Below are 17,133 nucleotides of genomic sequence, written 5' to 3' on the forward strand. Positions count from 1 at the left end.
CATAGAATGAAATTGTATAAAAATTTGAAGAATTTTGTCGACTATGCTTATCTTATGAAGAAAACAGTATGCTGTCAATATTCTTAATAGATTTTCATATATGAATGAGGAGAACAAAACCAGTTAGCTAAACGCTTACATACAGTAAACATAAGAATTCAAACGATCAAAAGAATCCCCCTCATTTGAATGCTTACTTAAACCAACCTTTTTCTTTAATCTTCGCAATCGCTTCTATACGATTACTGACATCCAATTTATCAAGAATGACTGAAATATAATTACGTACTGTGCCATTCGTTAAAAAAAGCTCACTTGCAATTTCCTTTGTGCTTTTTCCGTCTGCCATTAATTCGATGACTTGCCTCTCTCTTTCGGTTAAAGGATTATCTGCTTCAAACACAAGGTCAACCAATTCTGGTGAGTATATTTTTCTTCCTTTCATAATCGTTCTAATCGCACTCGCCAGTTCCTCACTTGGACTATCCTTTAGTAAATATCCACATACATTAGCCTGGCGAGCTCGCTCGAAATAACCTGAACGAGCAAAAGTCGTTAGGATAATCACTTTACAGGGTTGTTTGATTAATCTTTCTGCAGCATCTAGACCACTCATCACGGGCATTTCAATATCCATAATACAAATGTCCGGCTCTTTCTCTTCAACTAATTGTATGGCTTCTTCACCGTTTCGGGCCTTTCCAACAACAATCATATCCTCTTCCAAATCAAGAAGTGCTCCTAATGCTCCTAATAGCATTCCTTGGTCTTCTGCGATAACAATTCGTATCATGTTACCCCCTCCCCCGGTCATCACTTAATAATATTCGGTACATATATATCGAGAGTTGAACCATCTTCATTTCGAATGTCAACACTACCATTTACAAACTCTAAACGTTCCTTAATGCCCCTTAACCCGTTTCCTGTTGCTTCAGCTTCCATTTGAAAACCAATTCCATTATCGTGAATGAGAATCCGTAACTCCTCATTCGTTTCTTGAATACTTATTTGGCATAATGTCGCCTGACTATGCTTGACAATGTTGGTAACAGCTTCTTTCACACACATACTTATGACATTTTCAACTAGCAACGGCGTATGCTTTAAGTTTGTTTCGCCTTCTAAAGAAAAGTCAATATCTGCAACTAATAGTAGCTGTTGCACATGTTCAACCTCTTCTTCTAATTTAATTCCGCGCATATTCGAAACCATCTCTCGTACTTCCTTCAATGCTGTTCTTGCCGTTTGATGGATATCCAACAATTCATTCTTCGCCTGAGATGCTTGAACATCTACAAGCCTTCTAGCTAAATCACTTTTTAATCCGATCAATGATAATTTTTGCCCGAGAGTATCATGAAGGTCACGAGCAATACGCTGTCTCTCTTCGATGACCATTAGCTTTGATATTCTCTGATTTGCGTCCTCTAATTGATTCTCAAGCTGCTCCTGCTTATTGCGGTTATATGAATTAAAAGGCATCAAAATTACACCTATAACGGACATGACGATAAAAGGAAACTGAGACATAAACAATTCTCTTTCAATGAAAAAACAAATACATACCGAAATAATCGTTGTAATTAAATGAATGACATAGAGTGTAAAAAAGCCAACTTTGCTTTTAATATTTCCGATAAAAAACGCCAAAAATAAAGCAAAATATACATAACCATAAAGCAATGTCATCGTAACGCTAATTATCATTTCGATAGCTACACAAAGATAAACAAGCTTCCCCTTTGAAATAAACGAAAGACGATACGCTGTAAAAAAGAATAGAATCATGACAAAACCAAAAATAATTTCAAAAGCTGAGGACGTTCTAAAAATAAAGTAAAAGGGCAAAAGGCAAAAAATAATCCAAACATAAATGCTTAATCCTGTGTTTTTAGGAAAAATATTGTACCACTTCTGCATACGAACCTCATTTCTAGTCATAAGCCTTCCTTTTATTATACTTGATTTTATACCTTAATTGTAAAGAAAAACCATTCAATCGTCATTGAACGGTTTTTCTTCTTTTACTTCCCTTGTAAGCCTAGCCTTCTCTTTTCTAATTGAATTGTCTTTTTATTTTTTTGAAGCTCTTGCTTAATATCTTTAAATGTCACGAATGTTTTTGATTCTTCATCATACAACCTAAATCGAATAGCTTGTAGACTTGTTTTAATCGAAACAGTTGTTGCCTTCTGGAGTGGTGTAACCGTTTCATGCACCGTTTGTAAATGATAATTAGGAACACGAGGACTTAAATGATGAACGTGATGATAACCGATATTACCCGTTATCCACTGTAACACTTTCGGCAGCTTATAATATGAACTTCCATCTATAGCCGCTTTTACATAATCCCACTCTTGCTCATCTTCAAAATATGAATCCTCAAATTGATGTTGAATATAAAATAACCAAATACCTAACATTCCGGATACAAACATGACCGTTCCTTGGATAATGAAGAAGGCTTGCCAGCCGATTAGCCAAATCATGAATGCATATATAAGAACGATTGATATGTTTGTCACGTATAAATTTAAGCGTTCTTTTTTTCTAGCCTTCTTACGATTTATTCGGTTTGTAATTAGAAAGAGATAAGCAGGTCCTAATCCAAACATAACTAGCGGATTACGATATAAGCGATACGCCAAACGTTCCTTAAACGAAGCATTAACATACTCGTCCACAGTCATCACCCACATATCACCAATCCCGCGCTTATCCAGATTGCCACTACTTGCATGATGCATTGAATGCTCCCATTTCCATTTTTCAAAAGGGAACATCGTCATAATACCTGTTATCGTTCCTAGTAGCGTGTTCATTTTTTTATTTTTCAGAAATGAGCCATGACAGCAATCATGGAAGATAATAAAAATTCGAACAGCAAATCCCGCTGCAATAATGGAGAAAAATAACGTTAACCAAATAGATAAAGTTAAACTCATATAAGCTAGACCCCATAAAATAAAAAACGGAGGAATTGTGTTAACGATTTGTTTCAAACTAGAGTTTTGATCAGAATTTTCAAAAGGTACAACTTTCTTTCTAAGCTGAGCCAGTTTTTGATTACTCATATTGACGCCTCCCTAAAACGAGTACTTTTACTACATTTTAAAGGATAACCCAAAACATAAGAAGTCATGAACGTCAAAGGATACATATGACAAATGTCATATGTAATGATTACATGCATCATTTCAAACAAGATTTCTGTTTCATCAATAGCAACACAATTTACTGTTTATACTGGCATGAAACGACTTATAAATTGAATTGTAATGTTACAAAAAATCAATTTACATTTCTATTACTATTTCGTAAAATATACATACGAACTTTTTTATGGAGGTGTTTTTTTGAAAGGGGTTTCAGAATGGTACATTCGTTTAGGTAATATGGCACTCAACCTTTTTCTTCTCAACATATTGTGGCTTTTATTCACTGTATTAGGTCTCGTCGTTATTACGATCTTCCCTGCAACCGCAGCACTGTTTTCTGTTACTAGAGATTTTATATTAAAAACTGATCAAAGTGCTATTTTCAAACCATTTCTACACTCATTTAAAAAAGAATTCCTTCGAGCAAACTTAATTGGTTACATCTTTTCTTTCGTAGGTATACTCTTATTTGTTAACCTATATATATTGCAACAACTCGATTATACATTTTTTCATTTATCATTGACTGTTATTACTTTATTAATTTGTTTAATTTTTTCATTAAGTGCACTAATGATTTTTCCAGTTCTCATTCATTATGATTTAAAAGTGTGGAGATATTTCCAATATGCTGTTTTTATTACAATTGGACGCCCCCTACACTCTATTATGTTACTCTTGGGTGTTGCAGCGATATTCTTTTTATTTTTAAAAATACCAGGATTAATTCCGGTATTCGGTGTCAGTTTAATGGCCCTGCTCATTATGAAAATTGCCTCTTTATCATTTCCACATAACAAGCAGCCAGCATAAAAACATTCACCACTTAAATTTAGACATAATTAAAAGCAGCTCAACAATAACAGCGAATTCCCGTGTTGAGCTGCTTCTTCATACAACTTCACATATTCTATCCTTTAACTGATCCAATCATTACACCTTTTTCAAAATATTTTTGTATAAAAGGATAAATAATTAATACAGGTAAGGTTGAAACAATAATAACACCATATTTAATCTGATCAGCGTATCTTTGGGCATACCCTCCTGCTGTTCCACCGCTACCAGCTCCTTCAGCAAAAACTTGATTAGAGATCAATATATCCCTTAATACAATTTGTAAAGGCTGTAAACTGTAATCACGTACATAAATTAAACCAGTAAAAAAGTTATTCCAGTGGAACACTAAATAATATAAACCAATTACTGAAATAACTGCCTTTGATAAAGGTAGAACAATACTTATGAAGAAGCGAAAATGATTACAGCCATCAATCGATGCTGCTTCATGCATTTCTTTTGGAATCGTATGTTCAAAAAAAGTCCTTGTAATAATTAAATTAAATATATTAACAGTCGCAGGATTAAAAATAAAAACCCACATCGTATTCACTAAGTTTAAATCTCTCATTAACAAATAGGTTGGGATTAAGCCACCATTGAAAAACATTGTAAAGACAAAGAAAAACATAAAAAACCGCCGTGCTTTAAATTCATAACGTGATAACACATATGCAGCTGGTAAAGTAAATATTAAACTAATAAGTGTCCCTAACGTAGCATAGATAATCGTATTTTTATACCCAGTCCATATACGAGAATCAGAAAATATTTCTTGATAACCAAATAAACTAATACCTTTAGGGAATAGTAGAACTTGCCCGGTTGAAACGAGTGTTGAATCACTGACAGAAGCAATGACGACAAAGTATAGAGGATAAGCAACGACTAGAAAAACAAGTACACATATCACATAAACCATTATATCAAAAAGTAAATCAGATCGTTTCTCATATTTGAATTTCCCCATCGTAAAAACCTCCTGTTAAATCACCATAAACTTATTTTCGATGTACGATTGGCGATATAATTCATTAGAACAAGCAGCGAAAAATTAATGACCGTATTAAATAGACCAATGGCTGCAGCATAACTAAACTGACTTGACATGATCCCTACTTTGTAAACGTATGTTTCTATTACTTCTGAAACAGGAAGGTTTAATGGGTTTTGCATTAAATAAATCTTCTCGAAGCCAGTACTAATAATCGTCCCCATATTTAAAATGAGTAAAATGATGATTGTTGGAACAATCGCTGGTAACTCTACATTTCTTATGATTTGCCACCTACTTGCTCCGTCCATTTTGGCAGAGTCGTATAGTTGTGGATCAACACTAGCTAAAGCAGCCAAGTAAATGATGCTATTCCATCCAACATGTTGCCATACATCGGATAATACGTAGACAGGTACGAATGTTTGGGTAGAAGCAAGCAAATTAATGTGACCTAATCCTATAGCACTCATAAAGTGTCCAACAACACCTGAATTAGGAGACAATAATACATTAATCATCCCGACAATAACGACTATCGAAATAAAGTGTGGCAAATAGACCGTTGTTTGTAATAGTTTCTTTGTACGTTTAAAGCGAATCTGATTAATTAATAAAGCCAAAATAATTGGTGCAGGAAAACCGACAAGTATCGTCGTCAGGCTAATAACGATTGTGTTTCTGATTAAATCAGTAAATAGATGACTGTCTATAAACTGCTGGAAATATTTAAAACCAACGAATTCTCCACCTGTTAGCCCAGCAGCAAAGTCATACTCACGAAAAGCTAACTGGATTCCATACATGGGTACGTAGTTAAAGATGATCACACACAGAACAGCTGGAAGTAGGAGTAACCAAAGCTGATAATCACGTTTAAACGTGTTAAAAACGGTTGGCTTTTTATTAAGTTCAACTTGTGCCGTTGACTGAGTGGTATTCCTATTCGTTTGAATCAGAGCCATGAACAACTCCCCTTTTTTGGAGGGTCTAGTATATGAACCCCCCACATAGTTTCCTATTCTATTGATTGAATGTAGTCATCGTAATAACGTTGCATAATGTCGAGGTTTGTTTGCAGTCCGATTCTTTCTATTTCCGCAACGTAAGCATCCCATTCATTTTCAATGCCACCTTCTGTGATCCACTGTGAATATTTGGCCATTGCTAAGTTCATAAAGTCTGTATTAATTAAACTCATTTGATTATTATCTTCATCGCTATACTTAATGAAAATTCCTGGATACACATCAGTCAAAGTATCAATATTTGATAATACATCATTAAGAGGTTCCGTTTGTCCTAAAACATCTTGCATATCTTCTCCTAATATTAAATCGAGAGAATCGGAGATATACATTGGGCCATTATCTGCCCAGGTTGTCGTCCATTTCCACGTTCCAGGATCCATTTGCTCATCTTCTGGAGGAAGTACAGTGTAAGAGCCATCTCCATTATCTTCAATGTTCGTTCCAAGCGATCCAAATAATACTTGCATACTAACTGCGGGATCATATAATTCATTAATAAATCTCATAGCAGCTTCTTTATTTTCAGTTGCTGAAGACATTTGCACCATGTTAACGCCATAATTTAACTCGTTATAATCATATGTCCATGAAAGATCTTCTGTTTGATTTGCTGATGCTGCAATTTGTGGCATCGACGTATACTGGGACGCTAATTCATTCCCAAATCGATCTGTTTTTTCCCAGCCAAATGTAAAACCTACCTTCGCAGTCGATCCATCACCTCGACCTAATGATTGGTAAGTTGTATACTCTTGAGTAAATACTTCAGAATTAATTAACCCATCTGCCCATAAACGGTTCAAAAATTGAACATGCTCCTTATAGCGCTCATCAACAAAAAAGTTCTTCACTTCAGAATCTTCCACGAAATACCCTTGACCTCCACCACCAGAGATCGTCATTCCTGTACTGCCTAGTAAAACAGTTGGATGGAAGAAACCGAAGCCCCCTGTTCCAACAGGAGCAAAATCCATTGGAATTTCATCATTAGGATTACCACTACCGTTGGCATCTTGCTCTTTAAAAGCAAGTAACACTTCATGAAGTTCATCCCAATTGGTTGGCATGTCTAATCCTAGATTGTCGAGCCATTCTTGATTAATAAATTGTCTCGTACCCGTATCTGGCCAAAAACGTTGATATTTAGGTAAACCATAAATGTTTTCATCCAATTGGGTAGCAATAATTTTTGTCTCAGGTTTCTCGTCAAACATTTTTTGAACGTTTGGTGCGTGGTCATCAATCAATTCTGTTAAATCTTGAAATAACCCAGTAAATCGAGCGAAATCAGCATCTGTTATCGCATTAGGCCCCACAATTAAATCAGGTATGTCACTCCCAGCCAACATCGCTCCCTTTTTCTGATCCCAATCAGCCGTGACCTCTTCCCATTCAATTGAGACACCAGCTCTATCTTCAGCCTCTTTAAGCCATTCAATATCGTTAACATCTTTCGTGAGCGGATGTTTCAAAATAATACCAGTCAAATGAACAACTCCGTCTTCGGCCTCCTCTTGGCTTGTTTCATTATTGCTACAACCAGTAAACAAGATGACCATCAAACTGCATATGAAAACGATCAAACTGAACTTTTTCATCTGATTCCCCCCAATGAATTCAAATTTAAACTTCAATCATCATGATTTTAAAGCGGAATTAAATGAAACCCCCCCTTCTTATCAATCAAATAAACAAAAAGAATACGCTTACATAATTTGAAATTCATATTTGTTATTTGATTTTGATTAATGTGTGTATAAATTTATCTTATAGAAAGGAATTGGATTTGTCGGTAGCGAATTATTTATAAAGGGTAGATTAATCCGACTGAATTCACTATACCAATGAGGAGGATGAGGATGAACGAATTCATTAAATCGTCCGTTGAACAGCCAATCAACTTTCATTCTGGAGGTCAATTTATTACGACGGAGAATTGGACCCATATGAAACGCAATATTGATATATTTGTTGTCATTATAAATTTGAATGAAACGCTTTACATTGAACAGAATGATCAACGGTACACCGTCTTACCTGGGGAAATCCTTTTTTTAGTTCCTGGACAGCTTCATGTAGGATTTAACCCTTCACCAATAGGCACTTCCTATTATTGGTTTCATTTCACATTTCCTTACAACTATTCATTACTCACACGTAAAATGATGGATAGTGAAGTAACATCCATGCGTTCAAATCTGATACCCATTAATAATCATTCGTGTTCAACTGTTTTATTACCAATCCATACTAAGCCTCGCGAAGTTGAACGAATTCATATTTTGTGTAAGCAATTATTTGATGTTGTGAAAGCTAATTACTACAATACGTATAATACACACTATTTAGCCACTTCACTACTCATTGAAATATCTGAACAAACGATCTATCATTATAAAACGGTTTTATTGGATACAGCAGCTGAGCGAAAAGTAGAAATGATAAAAGAGTGGATTCGAATTCACGTATTCAAGAAAGTCTCCGTAACGATGATAGCCGAGGAATTCCAATATAATAGTGACTATTTATCTCGCATCTTTAAACAGGCAACCGGTTATAACATTCAAGAATACATTCATCGAATGAAGATTTCTAAAGCTAAAGAACTTCTCATGAATACTAATGTAACCGTTAAAGGAATCGCTATCACCCTAGGTCTAAATGACGAGAAGTATTTTATGCGATTATTTAAAAAATACGAGCAGATGACCCCTACTGAATTTCGAAAAGCGTATTTTCGTATGCCAATGAATAATGTTTAACTGCATCGAACCGAAAAGAGGTGCCCGTAATGTGAGCACCTCTAAACATTTAACTACGAACTGTTCTAACTTCATAAATACGTCCAGTAGCTTCTGTTTCATCGGTTGTAAATTTTACTTCAATTGTTTCTTTCCCTTTTGTGAGTTCAAACGGGATTAAACATTCCTCTACAAATAATTTCTCATCATTTTCTGAGTTATTTATTTTAATCTCTGAAAGAGTCGTGCCATCAATTTCAATTGTAAATTGACGTTTATACCAACCCCCATCTATATGGATGCGCGATTCATTATTAACATACATGACTTGTAAAGCCATTTTTTCATTAGGAGATACTTTTAGCTCATAACTGAAATATCCTCCAGCATAGCAATCACGCCAACCTTTTTGCATGACATTAAAGTAGCCCGAACGAGAATTATGTTTCTTTAACTGGTGTTCAACTTCTGGTTGCTGTTCATGCGGTTGTACTTCATCTATCGTCCGTTCTCTCAATTTCTTGAGCGTTTCTTTTTCATCGTCAATAAAATGATTGTAGGAAGCCTCATTCATTACATGCCAATATAATGTATATCTCTGGTGATGTAATTGATAAAATGGGATCAGCTTTAATTTCTTTTGACCGGGTTGTCCAATCTCTTCTGTTTCAAAGGTTAATGACTTCTCATCAATTAAATAGATTTGATCAAGAATTTGATCACGTTCTGTTACTAGTGTTGGAACATCTATTAACGGATGATTATTAAGCGACAAGTGGTTTTCTAATATATCTGTTTTAGGAAACTGTTCCTTTCCTAAAGCGCCTGCTAAAACGATTGGTCCATACATAAAACCAATCTTGTTCTGATCATCCTTTGCTACGTACATATGTAAGTTCATCGGCAATTGAACAGTTACCTTATCACCTTGCTTCCATTTACGTCGAATGCAAATGTATCCCGAATCTAAAATAGCTACATCCTCTTTTTGACCATTGACATCGACAATGACTTGACCATTCACCCAATACGGAACACGAATATGTAAGTTCCATTCATCTACGGGTGTATGTTCGATGAAGAGGTTAGCACGATCTGAAAGCGGAAACTCAGTTTCTTGCTTAATTGAAATGGAATTAGACTCAGACTTAAAGCGAGACGAAATAAACAGGTTGACAAACAAATTGTTTTGATCTGAATAGTATATCCCCCTAGAATATCTAGCTGGGTTCTCCATTCCTGTCCCAGTACAGCACCAAAATGAATTCTCAGCAGAGCAATATACTTTGAAATGTCCTGGTTGAGTTGAAACAAAGTATGTTTTCATCCCGCTATCGGGGTCTTGTGACGCTAATATATGGTTATATAATGCTTTTTCATAAAAATCAAAGTACTCACTTTTTTGATCCCATCCAAATAACAGCTCTGTTAGTTTGAGCATATTGTACGTGTTACACGTTTCTGCTGATTGAACGCCTAATTTTTCACTATTTAACGGCCCAAAGTGCTCATTAATACTATTACCACCAATGACATATGAACGATGTGTGGTTACTTCATTCCAAAAGAATATAGCCATATCCTTATATTTTTTTTCGCCTGTCAAATTATACAATTTAGCAGCTCCGATTACTTTCGGGATTTGTGTATTAGCGTGCTTACCCTCCAATTGATCTATTCGTTGTGCCAACGGTTCTAGAACCTCTTCATGGCAAAATCGAATCGCTAATTCAAGAAAGTCTTTGTTACCTGTTATGTCATACAAGTCTGCCATCGCTTCATTCATTCCACCATGTTCACATATTAGCATTCGTTGAAATTGTTCATCTGTTAATAAATCAGTGCCTTTTTTTGCCCAATTCGCTAACGTTACTACTACTTCAAGAGCCTTGTTCAACCCCATTAAGCGATAAACATCAATGCATCCAGCAAACAATTTATGTAAACTATACCAAGGCACCCATTGACCAGCTAAACTGAAATTCTCTACTTCAAAGTCACCTGAAAACGTCAGATCAAAGCATTTTCGTGGAAACCCTCCTACATAACCATCTGTATCATAACTTTGAATAAGAGCAAGTTCATCAATCGTATACATAACTTTATCTTTTAGAGACTCATCCTTCGTAGCCTCATACATTTGCCCCATAGCTGATAACCAATGACCAACTGAATGCCCACTTATACCCGTGGACTCCCACCCACCGTACCGTGGTTTTCTTGGTTGCTTCGAGACAGCTTCATAGCACGGAGCCAATAATCGATCAATATCTAAGTAAAGTAAATATTCCTTTCCTATTGTTTCTGATTGTTTAAACAATCCTTCTAGTAAATATACTTGATCCATCTATTTCTCCTCCTATGACATCAGACCATTTGTAGTATCGTAACATGAGCAGTATCAAAAATCGGTATGAAAAATCATATATTTGGTAGATAAATCCGACTTTCAACTTAACAACCTGTCGATTTATAGAACTTAATTATTCAACTCATATCGTTAGAACTCACCTCGTCTACTTTTCATTGTAATACTCATTTTCTTGTTAATAGAAAAAGGAGGTTTAAAAGAAAATTTTAGTAATTATCATTGACATCAATAGTGATATTCATTATCATTTATAGTGAAATCGATATTCATTATCAGTAAAGTGTTGTAAGGAGGACACCTATGAAAGAACAGCTTACCTTTGTTTTATTAATAATGCTTATACCAATCATTATCTCCTGCTCCAATGTCGAAATAAATGAAACAGAAGATCGTAGTGATGAAGTGACACATATGATTACAGACTTTTCAAACGAATCGATCTCCTTTAATGGTGTTCCAGAACGAATTGTTGCGTTAAGCACCGGTGATTTAGATATGATTACGGCACTTGGAGGGCAGGTTGTCGGAAGACCTACTGCATTATTACCTGAGTCTCTACTAGAGCTGACAGATGTTGAGCAAATTGGTTCTACTCATGAAATAGATCTGGAAAAAGTCACATATGTACAACCTGAAATCGTCATAGGACATACTCAAATGAACCTCGGTGATCGCCCAACTATTGAATCACTCGGTGCAAAAATGGTTTTATCTCATGCCCGATCTGTTACAGATATTCAGGAACAACTTCTCCTGTTTGGAGAGATGCTTCAACAAGAAGGTAAAGCAAGTGAACTTATTAACTCTATCGATGAGAAGGTTGCAGAAATCGCTCAACTACAAGAAAGTACTGAAGAAATACGTGTATTACTTATTTACGGAGCGCCTGGTACATATATGGCCGCCTTACCTAATTCACTAAGTGGTCATATGCTTGAGTTAGTTGGTGCTCATAATGTGGCTAGTGATTTTCCTAGCTTAGAAGCCTTTCCTCAATATGCTCAATTAAATACCGAACGAATTGTTGAAGCTGATCCGCACTATATTTTACTAATGAGTCATGGCGATTCGGAAGCTGTCAAAGAAGGCTTTATAAAAGAAATAGAGCAAAATGCGGCTTGGAATCAAATAACCGCAGTACAAAACAACGCTGTTGATGTATTACCAAATGATTTATTTGGCTCCAACCCTGGTACGAGAATTATAGAGGCACTCGATTTATTAGTCGATTTGTTCTATTTCAATGAGGAGCAATCATGAACATTAAAGAACGCCAAAAAAGAAGAACGATAGCGATTTCTTTAGCGCCTCTCCTTCTTTTACTATCGCTTTTTTTCGGTTTGACATATGGATCGGTCACCATATCACTTCAAGAAATTTTAATGGTATTTTTTTCAGATGAAGGTTCTCTCAATCACACTATTATTTTCGACTTGCGACTTCCACGAGTCTTAATTGCGCTACTAGTTGGTGCTTGCTTGGCTGTGTCAGGTGCCTTATTACAAGGTGTCATGAAGAATCCTTTAGCAGATCCAGGTATTATTGGTGTTACAGCTGGTGGTGGACTAATGGCTAGTTTAACGATGCTTATTTTACCGCAATTTAGCTACCTTCTACCAATATCAGCTTTCATTGGCGCCTTCGTAACAGCCATGATGATTTATTTTCTCGCTTGGGATAAAGGAGCTTCGCCTTTGAAAATCATATTGGCAGGTGTTGCGATTAATGCATTATTAGGAGCTGTTCAAAACGGTGTCATGATCATTTATAGCGATCGTGTCCAATCCGTCCTTCCTTGGTTAGCTGGTGGTCTTAATGGACGAAGTTGGTACCATTTAGAATTTATGTTCCCTTATGCGCTTATCGGCTTACTGCTATCACTATTAGCTATTAAACCTGCCAATTTATTATTACTAGGAGATGATTCTGCCAAACTACTCGGCCAACGCGTAGAATGGCAACGATTTTTACTCATTTCCTTAGCTGCATTTTTAGCGGGAGCAGCTGTGAGTGTTGCAGGATTAATTGGATTTGTTGGACTCATTGTCCCTCATATCATCCGTATTTTAATTGGTGAGGATTACAGATTTCTCTTACCTCTTTCTGCAATGTATGGAGCCATACTCGTTGTCGTTGCTGATACGATTGCCCGTACATGGTTTGATCCGATTGAACTACCAGTTGGCATCTTGCTTGCCGCTCTAGGTGCACCATTCTTTCTCATTCTTTTGAAGAAACGAGGCTTGATTTAATGAATGCTATTCAAACAGAACACATTCAATTGAACATCGGTTCCTTTTGTTTATCTGATATTTCATTACATATTCCAAAAGGGAAGCTTACAGCCATCGTCGGATCAAACGGCTCTGGAAAATCAACATTATTAAAAACGATCGCTCAACTTCTCAAACAAGAAAGCGGTAATATTTACCTAGAAGGGCAATCGATTAGAGGGCTACACCCAAAAATATTCGCTCAAAAGCTTGCTATGATGCCTCAATCAAAACAATCGCTACCGAATCTCACCGTAAAGGAGCTTATCCATTTTGGTAGAGCTCCATATAAGAAATGGTTTGATCGAATAAACGATGAGGATCAAGACATCATTGAATGGGCTATGCGAATCACGAATATTACAAAGTATGCTGAACGAATGTTTTATACTTTATCTGGAGGTGAACAGCAAAAAGTACGTATTGCATTAGCGTTAACTCAAAGAACACCTGTATTGCTTTTAGATGAACCTACAACGTATTTAGATATCGCTCATCAATTAGAAGTACTGAATATTTTAGAAGAGATTAATCGTCATGAAAAGACAACCATTATTATGGTACTACATGAGCTTCAACATGCCGCTGCCTATTGTGATTATTTGTTAGCAATGAAGCAAGGAAAATTAATACACTCGGGTGAACCAGATTCATTATTAAGCTCACAATTTTTGAAAGAAGTTTATCATATAGATGCGAAAGTGATGTATGAAGACGACTATCCACTGATTATTCCGTTAAAAAAACAACCATTCAATAGACGAATGCATGCTTAACATTTATTAAAAACAAGGAGGAATTACAATGGTTATTGTTACAAATCGCTCAAAAATTACTAAAGGAAATGGTGAGAAGTTAATTGAACGTTTCAAGAAAGTTGGAAAAGTCGAATTTATGGAAGGTTTTCTTGGACTTGAAGTTCATTTTACACAAAATACAAAAGATTATGATGAGGTGTCCGTTGTTACTCGTTGGGATTCGAAGGATGATTTTAAGAATTGGACGAAAAGCGATGCTTTCCGTGAATCTCATCAAAAAAGGGAAATTCCAGAATACATTATTGAGAATGACATTTCCTTCTATGATGTAAAAGTCGTTCGAAATCCATTAAATGGTACTGATCCGTCTATCGACCAAGCTGCACAATAATTTATATAGATAAGAACCTGCTACCTTATTTCAGTGTAGCAGGTTCTTGTTATTGTTCTCTTAAAGTTAATTTACCGTGAACGACTAGTCTCCCCTCATCACGATCAAGCTGATAATCACAGGTGGATAATGTGATAATCTGATCATCTGAATGAACCGTCACATTAGAATGAATGACTGAACGTTCCTGGATATCCTCTAGAAATGATACATAATGTTGATCATCACGAAAATCTGTTTCAATATAGTAAAAGTCTGTCGTAGTAATATAGGCAGAAAAGATTTCAACATCATATTGTTCATATAATGTATCCCACAACATGGTCGAATTTTCATCATAAAATTCTTGCTCTAAAAATCGTGGTAATTGCCCAAACATCGAACCATCTCTCATTCGATGCCCATAAATGATCGTATGACTATTTTCTTCATTAACATCATTACGATAATCTAAAAATAAACTCCCTGCTCTCGTCTCATCATGTAAATAGTTGCGGTTTAAATAATATTCGTTATCTTCCGCTTGTAATATAGGATAATCAATTCGAGTGCCATCAATCGTTATCCATCCAACGATATTTTCATTTATTTCTAAGAGTGGATCAAACGACATTTGAATCTGATCACGATCATCACCTAACCCATTCTCATCCACTTCATACACATCTTGAATTTGTGCTAATACATGCCGGTTGTTCCCATAATCATAGACAATTGTTATTAATTGATACATTGCAAAGGTAAACACGGCGATACATAGGATCGTGATACACCGTTGAATCACTTTTTGGATCTTATTCACTGACTCAACCTCTTTCTCTTTAAACTCCTATTGGTACGATATAGAGCCCTGCATCTTTATCCGATTTCATTAGTACATCTAATCTATAAATTTCCTTAATGATTTGCTCATTCATCACTTCAGCAGGTTTACCATGTTTAACAATGGCTCCATCTTTCATGATAATTAGTTGATCACTATATTTAATAGCTTGATTCAAATCATGTAAAACCATAACAATCGTCATGCTATTTAATTGATTCAATTGAGTAATTAATTCTAGAATTTCATACTGATGAAATAAATCTAAATAAGTTGTCGGTTCATCTAAAAATAAATAATTTGTTTTTTGTGCTAGAGCCATTGCAATCCAAACTCTTTGTCTCTCTCCTCCTGATAATCGATTTAGTACAACATCCTTTTTATCCTCTAAATTCGTGCATTTTAAAGCCCAAGCGATGATATCGTAATCTTCCTTTTGCTTCATTTGCAGTAGCTTTTTATATGGAAGACGACCATATTCTATCAAACGCTCTACTGTCATATCGTTAGGAGCATCATTTTGTTGATGAACAACAGCAATTTTACGAGCAAATTCTTTTGTTGAGTATAGTGAGATGTTCTTTCCGTCTAATAGCATTTCACCTTTCCCCGGTGTTAAATGCCGTGACATCAATTGTAGTAATGTTGATTTCCCAGAACCATTTGGACCAATGATAGTCGTGATTTGTCCTTTTGGTACTGTCATAGATATGTCACTTAACGTTTTAATACGCTGTTGATATGAGTAGTCAACATTACGAATTTCCATGAATGTGGTCACTCCTTCTTAACAGAAAGATTAAAAATGGCCCACCAATAATCGCCATTATAATTGAAGCGGGTATTTCATTTGGCGCAATAATCGTTCTCCCTAACGTATCAGCAAGAAGTAACAATAATGCACCAGCTACAGCTGAAAATGGAATGAGCCATTTATGGTCTGATCCGACAAAATATCTTGATATGTGTGGGATAAGTAAACCAATGAAAGCAATCAAGCCAGCTACTGCAGTAGAAGCAGCAGCTAGAAGAACAGCTACAGCTGAAACAAACACTCTTGATCGAATCACCGAAACTCCTAAATTCTTTACCGTTTTATCTTGTAAAGCTAATACATTACATGTTGCAAAAAGCACTACAGCACATACAAGGCCAATTGATCCAAAACTAACCATCATTTCAACATCGCGCCATGTTCTCATCGCTAAAGTCGAGGTTGTTGTCGGACTAATACTTGTTACTGTATAGCTACCTCGATAATTAAACGTATCACTTAACCCACTAAAGACGGCATTAATCGCGACACCAACTAGAATCATGCGCACAGGACTTAAACCCGATTTCCATGAAAAGAGATACACGAGAATACAAGCTATAGCACCTCCTATAAATGCAAATAGTGGTGACCAAAAGTAAAGCGTTGGAAAGAAACTAACAGCTAATATCGAGGTAAACCCCGCACCTGCAGATATTCCGATGATGCCAGAATCAGCTAGTGGATTTCTCATAACAGCCTGTAGTAGAGTACCTGCTACAGCTAATGCAGCACCTGCAAACATAGCAATAATAATGCGAGGTAATCTAAGGTCTTTTATTACCTGTACTTCTTCATTTGTACCAGAAATCAATCCACTAATGAGTTCATTCATTCCCACCTGAATACTACCCGTAATAGCGGAATAAATTGCGACCACTAAGAGCAATACAGTTACTAAGATCATGCTGACTATTTTTTTTCTCATCATAC

At 35.9% G+C, this 17,133-nt stretch carries 16 protein-coding genes; 6 read left to right on the forward strand and 10 right to left on the reverse strand.

Features of this window, described 5'->3' with window-relative positions; all coding sequences use genetic code 11:
• Window positions 1-193 precede the first annotated feature (193 nt).
• The 3 genes from ACERJO_RS02680 to desA all read right to left on the reverse strand — a co-directional run bounded on the left by ACERJO_RS02680 (window position 194) and on the right by desA (window position 3,080).
• A complete protein-coding gene (locus tag ACERJO_RS02680) occupies window positions 194-793 on the reverse strand; it encodes a response regulator transcription factor (protein WP_247105469.1) in 600 nt (199 codons plus the stop codon).
• Window positions 794-813: 20 nt separating this feature from the next.
• Window positions 814-1,923 carry a sensor histidine kinase gene (locus ACERJO_RS02685; protein ID WP_373646466.1) on the reverse strand — a complete coding sequence of 370 codons (1,110 nt, stop codon included), beginning with the start codon at window positions 1,921-1,923 and terminating at the stop codon, window positions 814-816.
• Between the two features lie 104 nt (window positions 1,924-2,027).
• Window positions 2,028-3,080: a Delta(5) desaturase DesA gene (gene desA / locus ACERJO_RS02690; protein WP_247105467.1), complete on the reverse strand. Its 1,053-nt coding sequence runs from the start codon at window positions 3,078-3,080 to the stop codon at window positions 2,028-2,030.
• Between the two features lie 282 nt (window positions 3,081-3,362).
• On the opposite strand from desA, the gene ACERJO_RS02695 reads away from it, so the two are divergent.
• The gene (locus tag ACERJO_RS02695; protein ID WP_247105466.1) at window positions 3,363-3,977 is read left to right on the forward strand and encodes a YesL family protein; all 615 of its coding nucleotides are present in this window, start codon (window positions 3,363-3,365) and stop codon (window positions 3,975-3,977) included.
• A 97-nt stretch (window positions 3,978-4,074) separates the two neighbouring features.
• On the opposite strand, the gene ACERJO_RS02700 is transcribed toward ACERJO_RS02695, so the two are convergent.
• The 3 genes from ACERJO_RS02700 to ACERJO_RS02710 are packed head-to-tail and all read right to left on the reverse strand — an operon-like array spanning window position 4,075 to window position 7,627.
• The gene (locus tag ACERJO_RS02700; RefSeq protein WP_247105465.1) at window positions 4,075-4,974 is read right to left on the reverse strand and encodes a carbohydrate ABC transporter permease; all 900 of its coding nucleotides are present in this window, start codon (window positions 4,972-4,974) and stop codon (window positions 4,075-4,077) included.
• Window positions 4,975-4,994: 20 nt separating this feature from the next.
• Entirely contained in the window at window positions 4,995-5,963 is a 969-nt protein-coding gene (locus ACERJO_RS02705; protein ID WP_247105464.1) for an ABC transporter permease, read from the reverse strand.
• Window positions 5,964-6,016: 53 nt separating this feature from the next.
• On the reverse strand, window positions 6,017-7,627 hold the full coding sequence (locus tag ACERJO_RS02710) for an extracellular solute-binding protein (protein WP_373646467.1): 1,611 nt from the start codon (window positions 7,625-7,627) through the stop codon (window positions 6,017-6,019).
• 261 nt (window positions 7,628-7,888) lie between these two features.
• On the opposite strand from ACERJO_RS02710, the gene ACERJO_RS02715 reads away from it, so the two are divergent.
• Window positions 7,889-8,791: a helix-turn-helix domain-containing protein gene (locus tag ACERJO_RS02715; RefSeq protein ID WP_373646468.1), complete on the forward strand. Its 903-nt coding sequence runs from the start codon at window positions 7,889-7,891 to the stop codon at window positions 8,789-8,791.
• A gap of 49 nt (window positions 8,792-8,840) precedes the next feature.
• On the opposite strand, the gene ACERJO_RS02720 is transcribed toward ACERJO_RS02715, so the two are convergent.
• Window positions 8,841-11,117 carry a beta-L-arabinofuranosidase domain-containing protein gene (locus ACERJO_RS02720; protein WP_373646469.1) on the reverse strand — a complete coding sequence of 759 codons (2,277 nt, stop codon included), beginning with the start codon at window positions 11,115-11,117 and terminating at the stop codon, window positions 8,841-8,843.
• Window positions 11,118-11,441: 324 nt separating this feature from the next.
• Here ACERJO_RS02720 and ACERJO_RS02725 point away from each other — a divergent pair, with 324 nt between their 5' ends.
• From ACERJO_RS02725 to isdG, 4 genes are read left to right on the forward strand one after another with little or no spacing between them, the layout of a single operon-like run.
• Window positions 11,442-12,401, forward strand: a complete 960-nt coding sequence (locus ACERJO_RS02725) for an ABC transporter substrate-binding protein (protein WP_373646470.1) — start codon at window positions 11,442-11,444, stop codon at window positions 12,399-12,401.
• Window positions 12,398-13,393, forward strand: coding sequence for a FecCD family ABC transporter permease (locus ACERJO_RS02730; RefSeq protein ID WP_373646471.1), 996 nt, complete (start codon window positions 12,398-12,400; stop codon window positions 13,391-13,393). The genes ACERJO_RS02725 and ACERJO_RS02730 overlap by 4 nt, the downstream gene beginning before the upstream one ends.
• Complete coding sequence (locus ACERJO_RS02735; RefSeq protein WP_373646472.1) at window positions 13,393-14,190, forward strand: ABC transporter ATP-binding protein; 798 nt, start codon at window positions 13,393-13,395, stop codon at window positions 14,188-14,190. The genes ACERJO_RS02730 and ACERJO_RS02735 overlap by 1 nt, the downstream gene beginning before the upstream one ends.
• A 28-nt stretch (window positions 14,191-14,218) precedes the next feature.
• The gene (gene isdG / locus ACERJO_RS02740) at window positions 14,219-14,563 is read left to right on the forward strand and encodes a heme oxygenase (protein WP_247105457.1); all 345 of its coding nucleotides are present in this window, start codon (window positions 14,219-14,221) and stop codon (window positions 14,561-14,563) included.
• A gap of 49 nt (window positions 14,564-14,612) precedes the next feature.
• Here the strand turns inward: isdG and srtB are convergent, their stop codons facing one another.
• The 3 genes from srtB to ACERJO_RS02755 are packed head-to-tail and all read right to left on the reverse strand — an operon-like array spanning window position 14,613 to window position 17,128.
• Window positions 14,613-15,365, reverse strand: a complete 753-nt coding sequence (gene srtB / locus ACERJO_RS02745; protein ID WP_308446086.1) for a class B sortase — start codon at window positions 15,363-15,365, stop codon at window positions 14,613-14,615.
• A 19-nt stretch (window positions 15,366-15,384) separates the two neighbouring features.
• Window positions 15,385-16,155, reverse strand: coding sequence for an ABC transporter ATP-binding protein (locus tag ACERJO_RS02750; protein ID WP_247105456.1), 771 nt, complete (start codon window positions 16,153-16,155; stop codon window positions 15,385-15,387).
• Window positions 16,142-17,128 (reverse strand): FecCD family ABC transporter permease, encoded by a 987-nt coding sequence (locus tag ACERJO_RS02755; RefSeq protein ID WP_247105490.1) that lies wholly within the window; start codon window positions 17,126-17,128, stop codon window positions 16,142-16,144. The genes ACERJO_RS02750 and ACERJO_RS02755 overlap by 14 nt, the downstream gene beginning before the upstream one ends.
• Between the last annotated feature and the right edge of the window lie 5 nt (window positions 17,129-17,133).

This window comes from Halalkalibacter sp. AB-rgal2, assembly GCF_041821005.1.
GTDB lineage: Bacteria > Bacillota > Bacilli > Bacillales > Bacillaceae_D > Halalkalibacter.

What these genes read in the sequence shown, in the direction of transcription:
- ACERJO_RS02725 (WP_373646470.1), top strand. Translation starts at nt 11,442, where the DNA reads ATGAAAGAACAGCTTACCTTTGTTTTATTAATAATGCTTATACCAATC.
- ACERJO_RS02680 (WP_247105469.1), bottom strand. Translation starts at nt 793, where the DNA reads ATGATACGAATTGTTATCGCAGAAGACCAAGGAATGCTATTAGGAGCA.
- ACERJO_RS02685 (WP_373646466.1), bottom strand. Translation starts at nt 1,923, where the DNA reads ATGCAGAAGTGGTACAATATTTTTCCTAAAAACACAGGATTAAGCATT.
- ACERJO_RS02735 (WP_373646472.1), top strand. Translation starts at nt 13,393, where the DNA reads ATGAATGCTATTCAAACAGAACACATTCAATTGAACATCGGTTCCTTT.
- ACERJO_RS02705 (WP_247105464.1), bottom strand. Translation starts at nt 5,963, where the DNA reads ATGGCTCTGATTCAAACGAATAGGAATACCACTCAGTCAACGGCACAA.
- isdG (WP_247105457.1), top strand. Translation starts at nt 14,219, where the DNA reads ATGGTTATTGTTACAAATCGCTCAAAAATTACTAAAGGAAATGGTGAG.
- ACERJO_RS02710 (WP_373646467.1), bottom strand. Translation starts at nt 7,627, where the DNA reads ATGAAAAAGTTCAGTTTGATCGTTTTCATATGCAGTTTGATGGTCATC.
- ACERJO_RS02750 (WP_247105456.1), bottom strand. Translation starts at nt 16,155, where the DNA reads ATGGAAATTCGTAATGTTGACTACTCATATCAACAGCGTATTAAAACG.
- desA (WP_247105467.1), bottom strand. Translation starts at nt 3,080, where the DNA reads ATGAGTAATCAAAAACTGGCTCAGCTTAGAAAGAAAGTTGTACCTTTT.
- ACERJO_RS02700 (WP_247105465.1), bottom strand. Translation starts at nt 4,974, where the DNA reads ATGGGGAAATTCAAATATGAGAAACGATCTGATTTACTTTTTGATATA.
- ACERJO_RS02715 (WP_373646468.1), top strand. Translation starts at nt 7,889, where the DNA reads ATGAACGAATTCATTAAATCGTCCGTTGAACAGCCAATCAACTTTCAT.
- ACERJO_RS02755 (WP_247105490.1), bottom strand. Translation starts at nt 17,128, where the DNA reads ATGAGAAAAAAAATAGTCAGCATGATCTTAGTAACTGTATTGCTCTTA.
- ACERJO_RS02720 (WP_373646469.1), bottom strand. Translation starts at nt 11,117, where the DNA reads ATGGATCAAGTATATTTACTAGAAGGATTGTTTAAACAATCAGAAACA.
- ACERJO_RS02730 (WP_373646471.1), top strand. Translation starts at nt 12,398, where the DNA reads ATGAACATTAAAGAACGCCAAAAAAGAAGAACGATAGCGATTTCTTTA.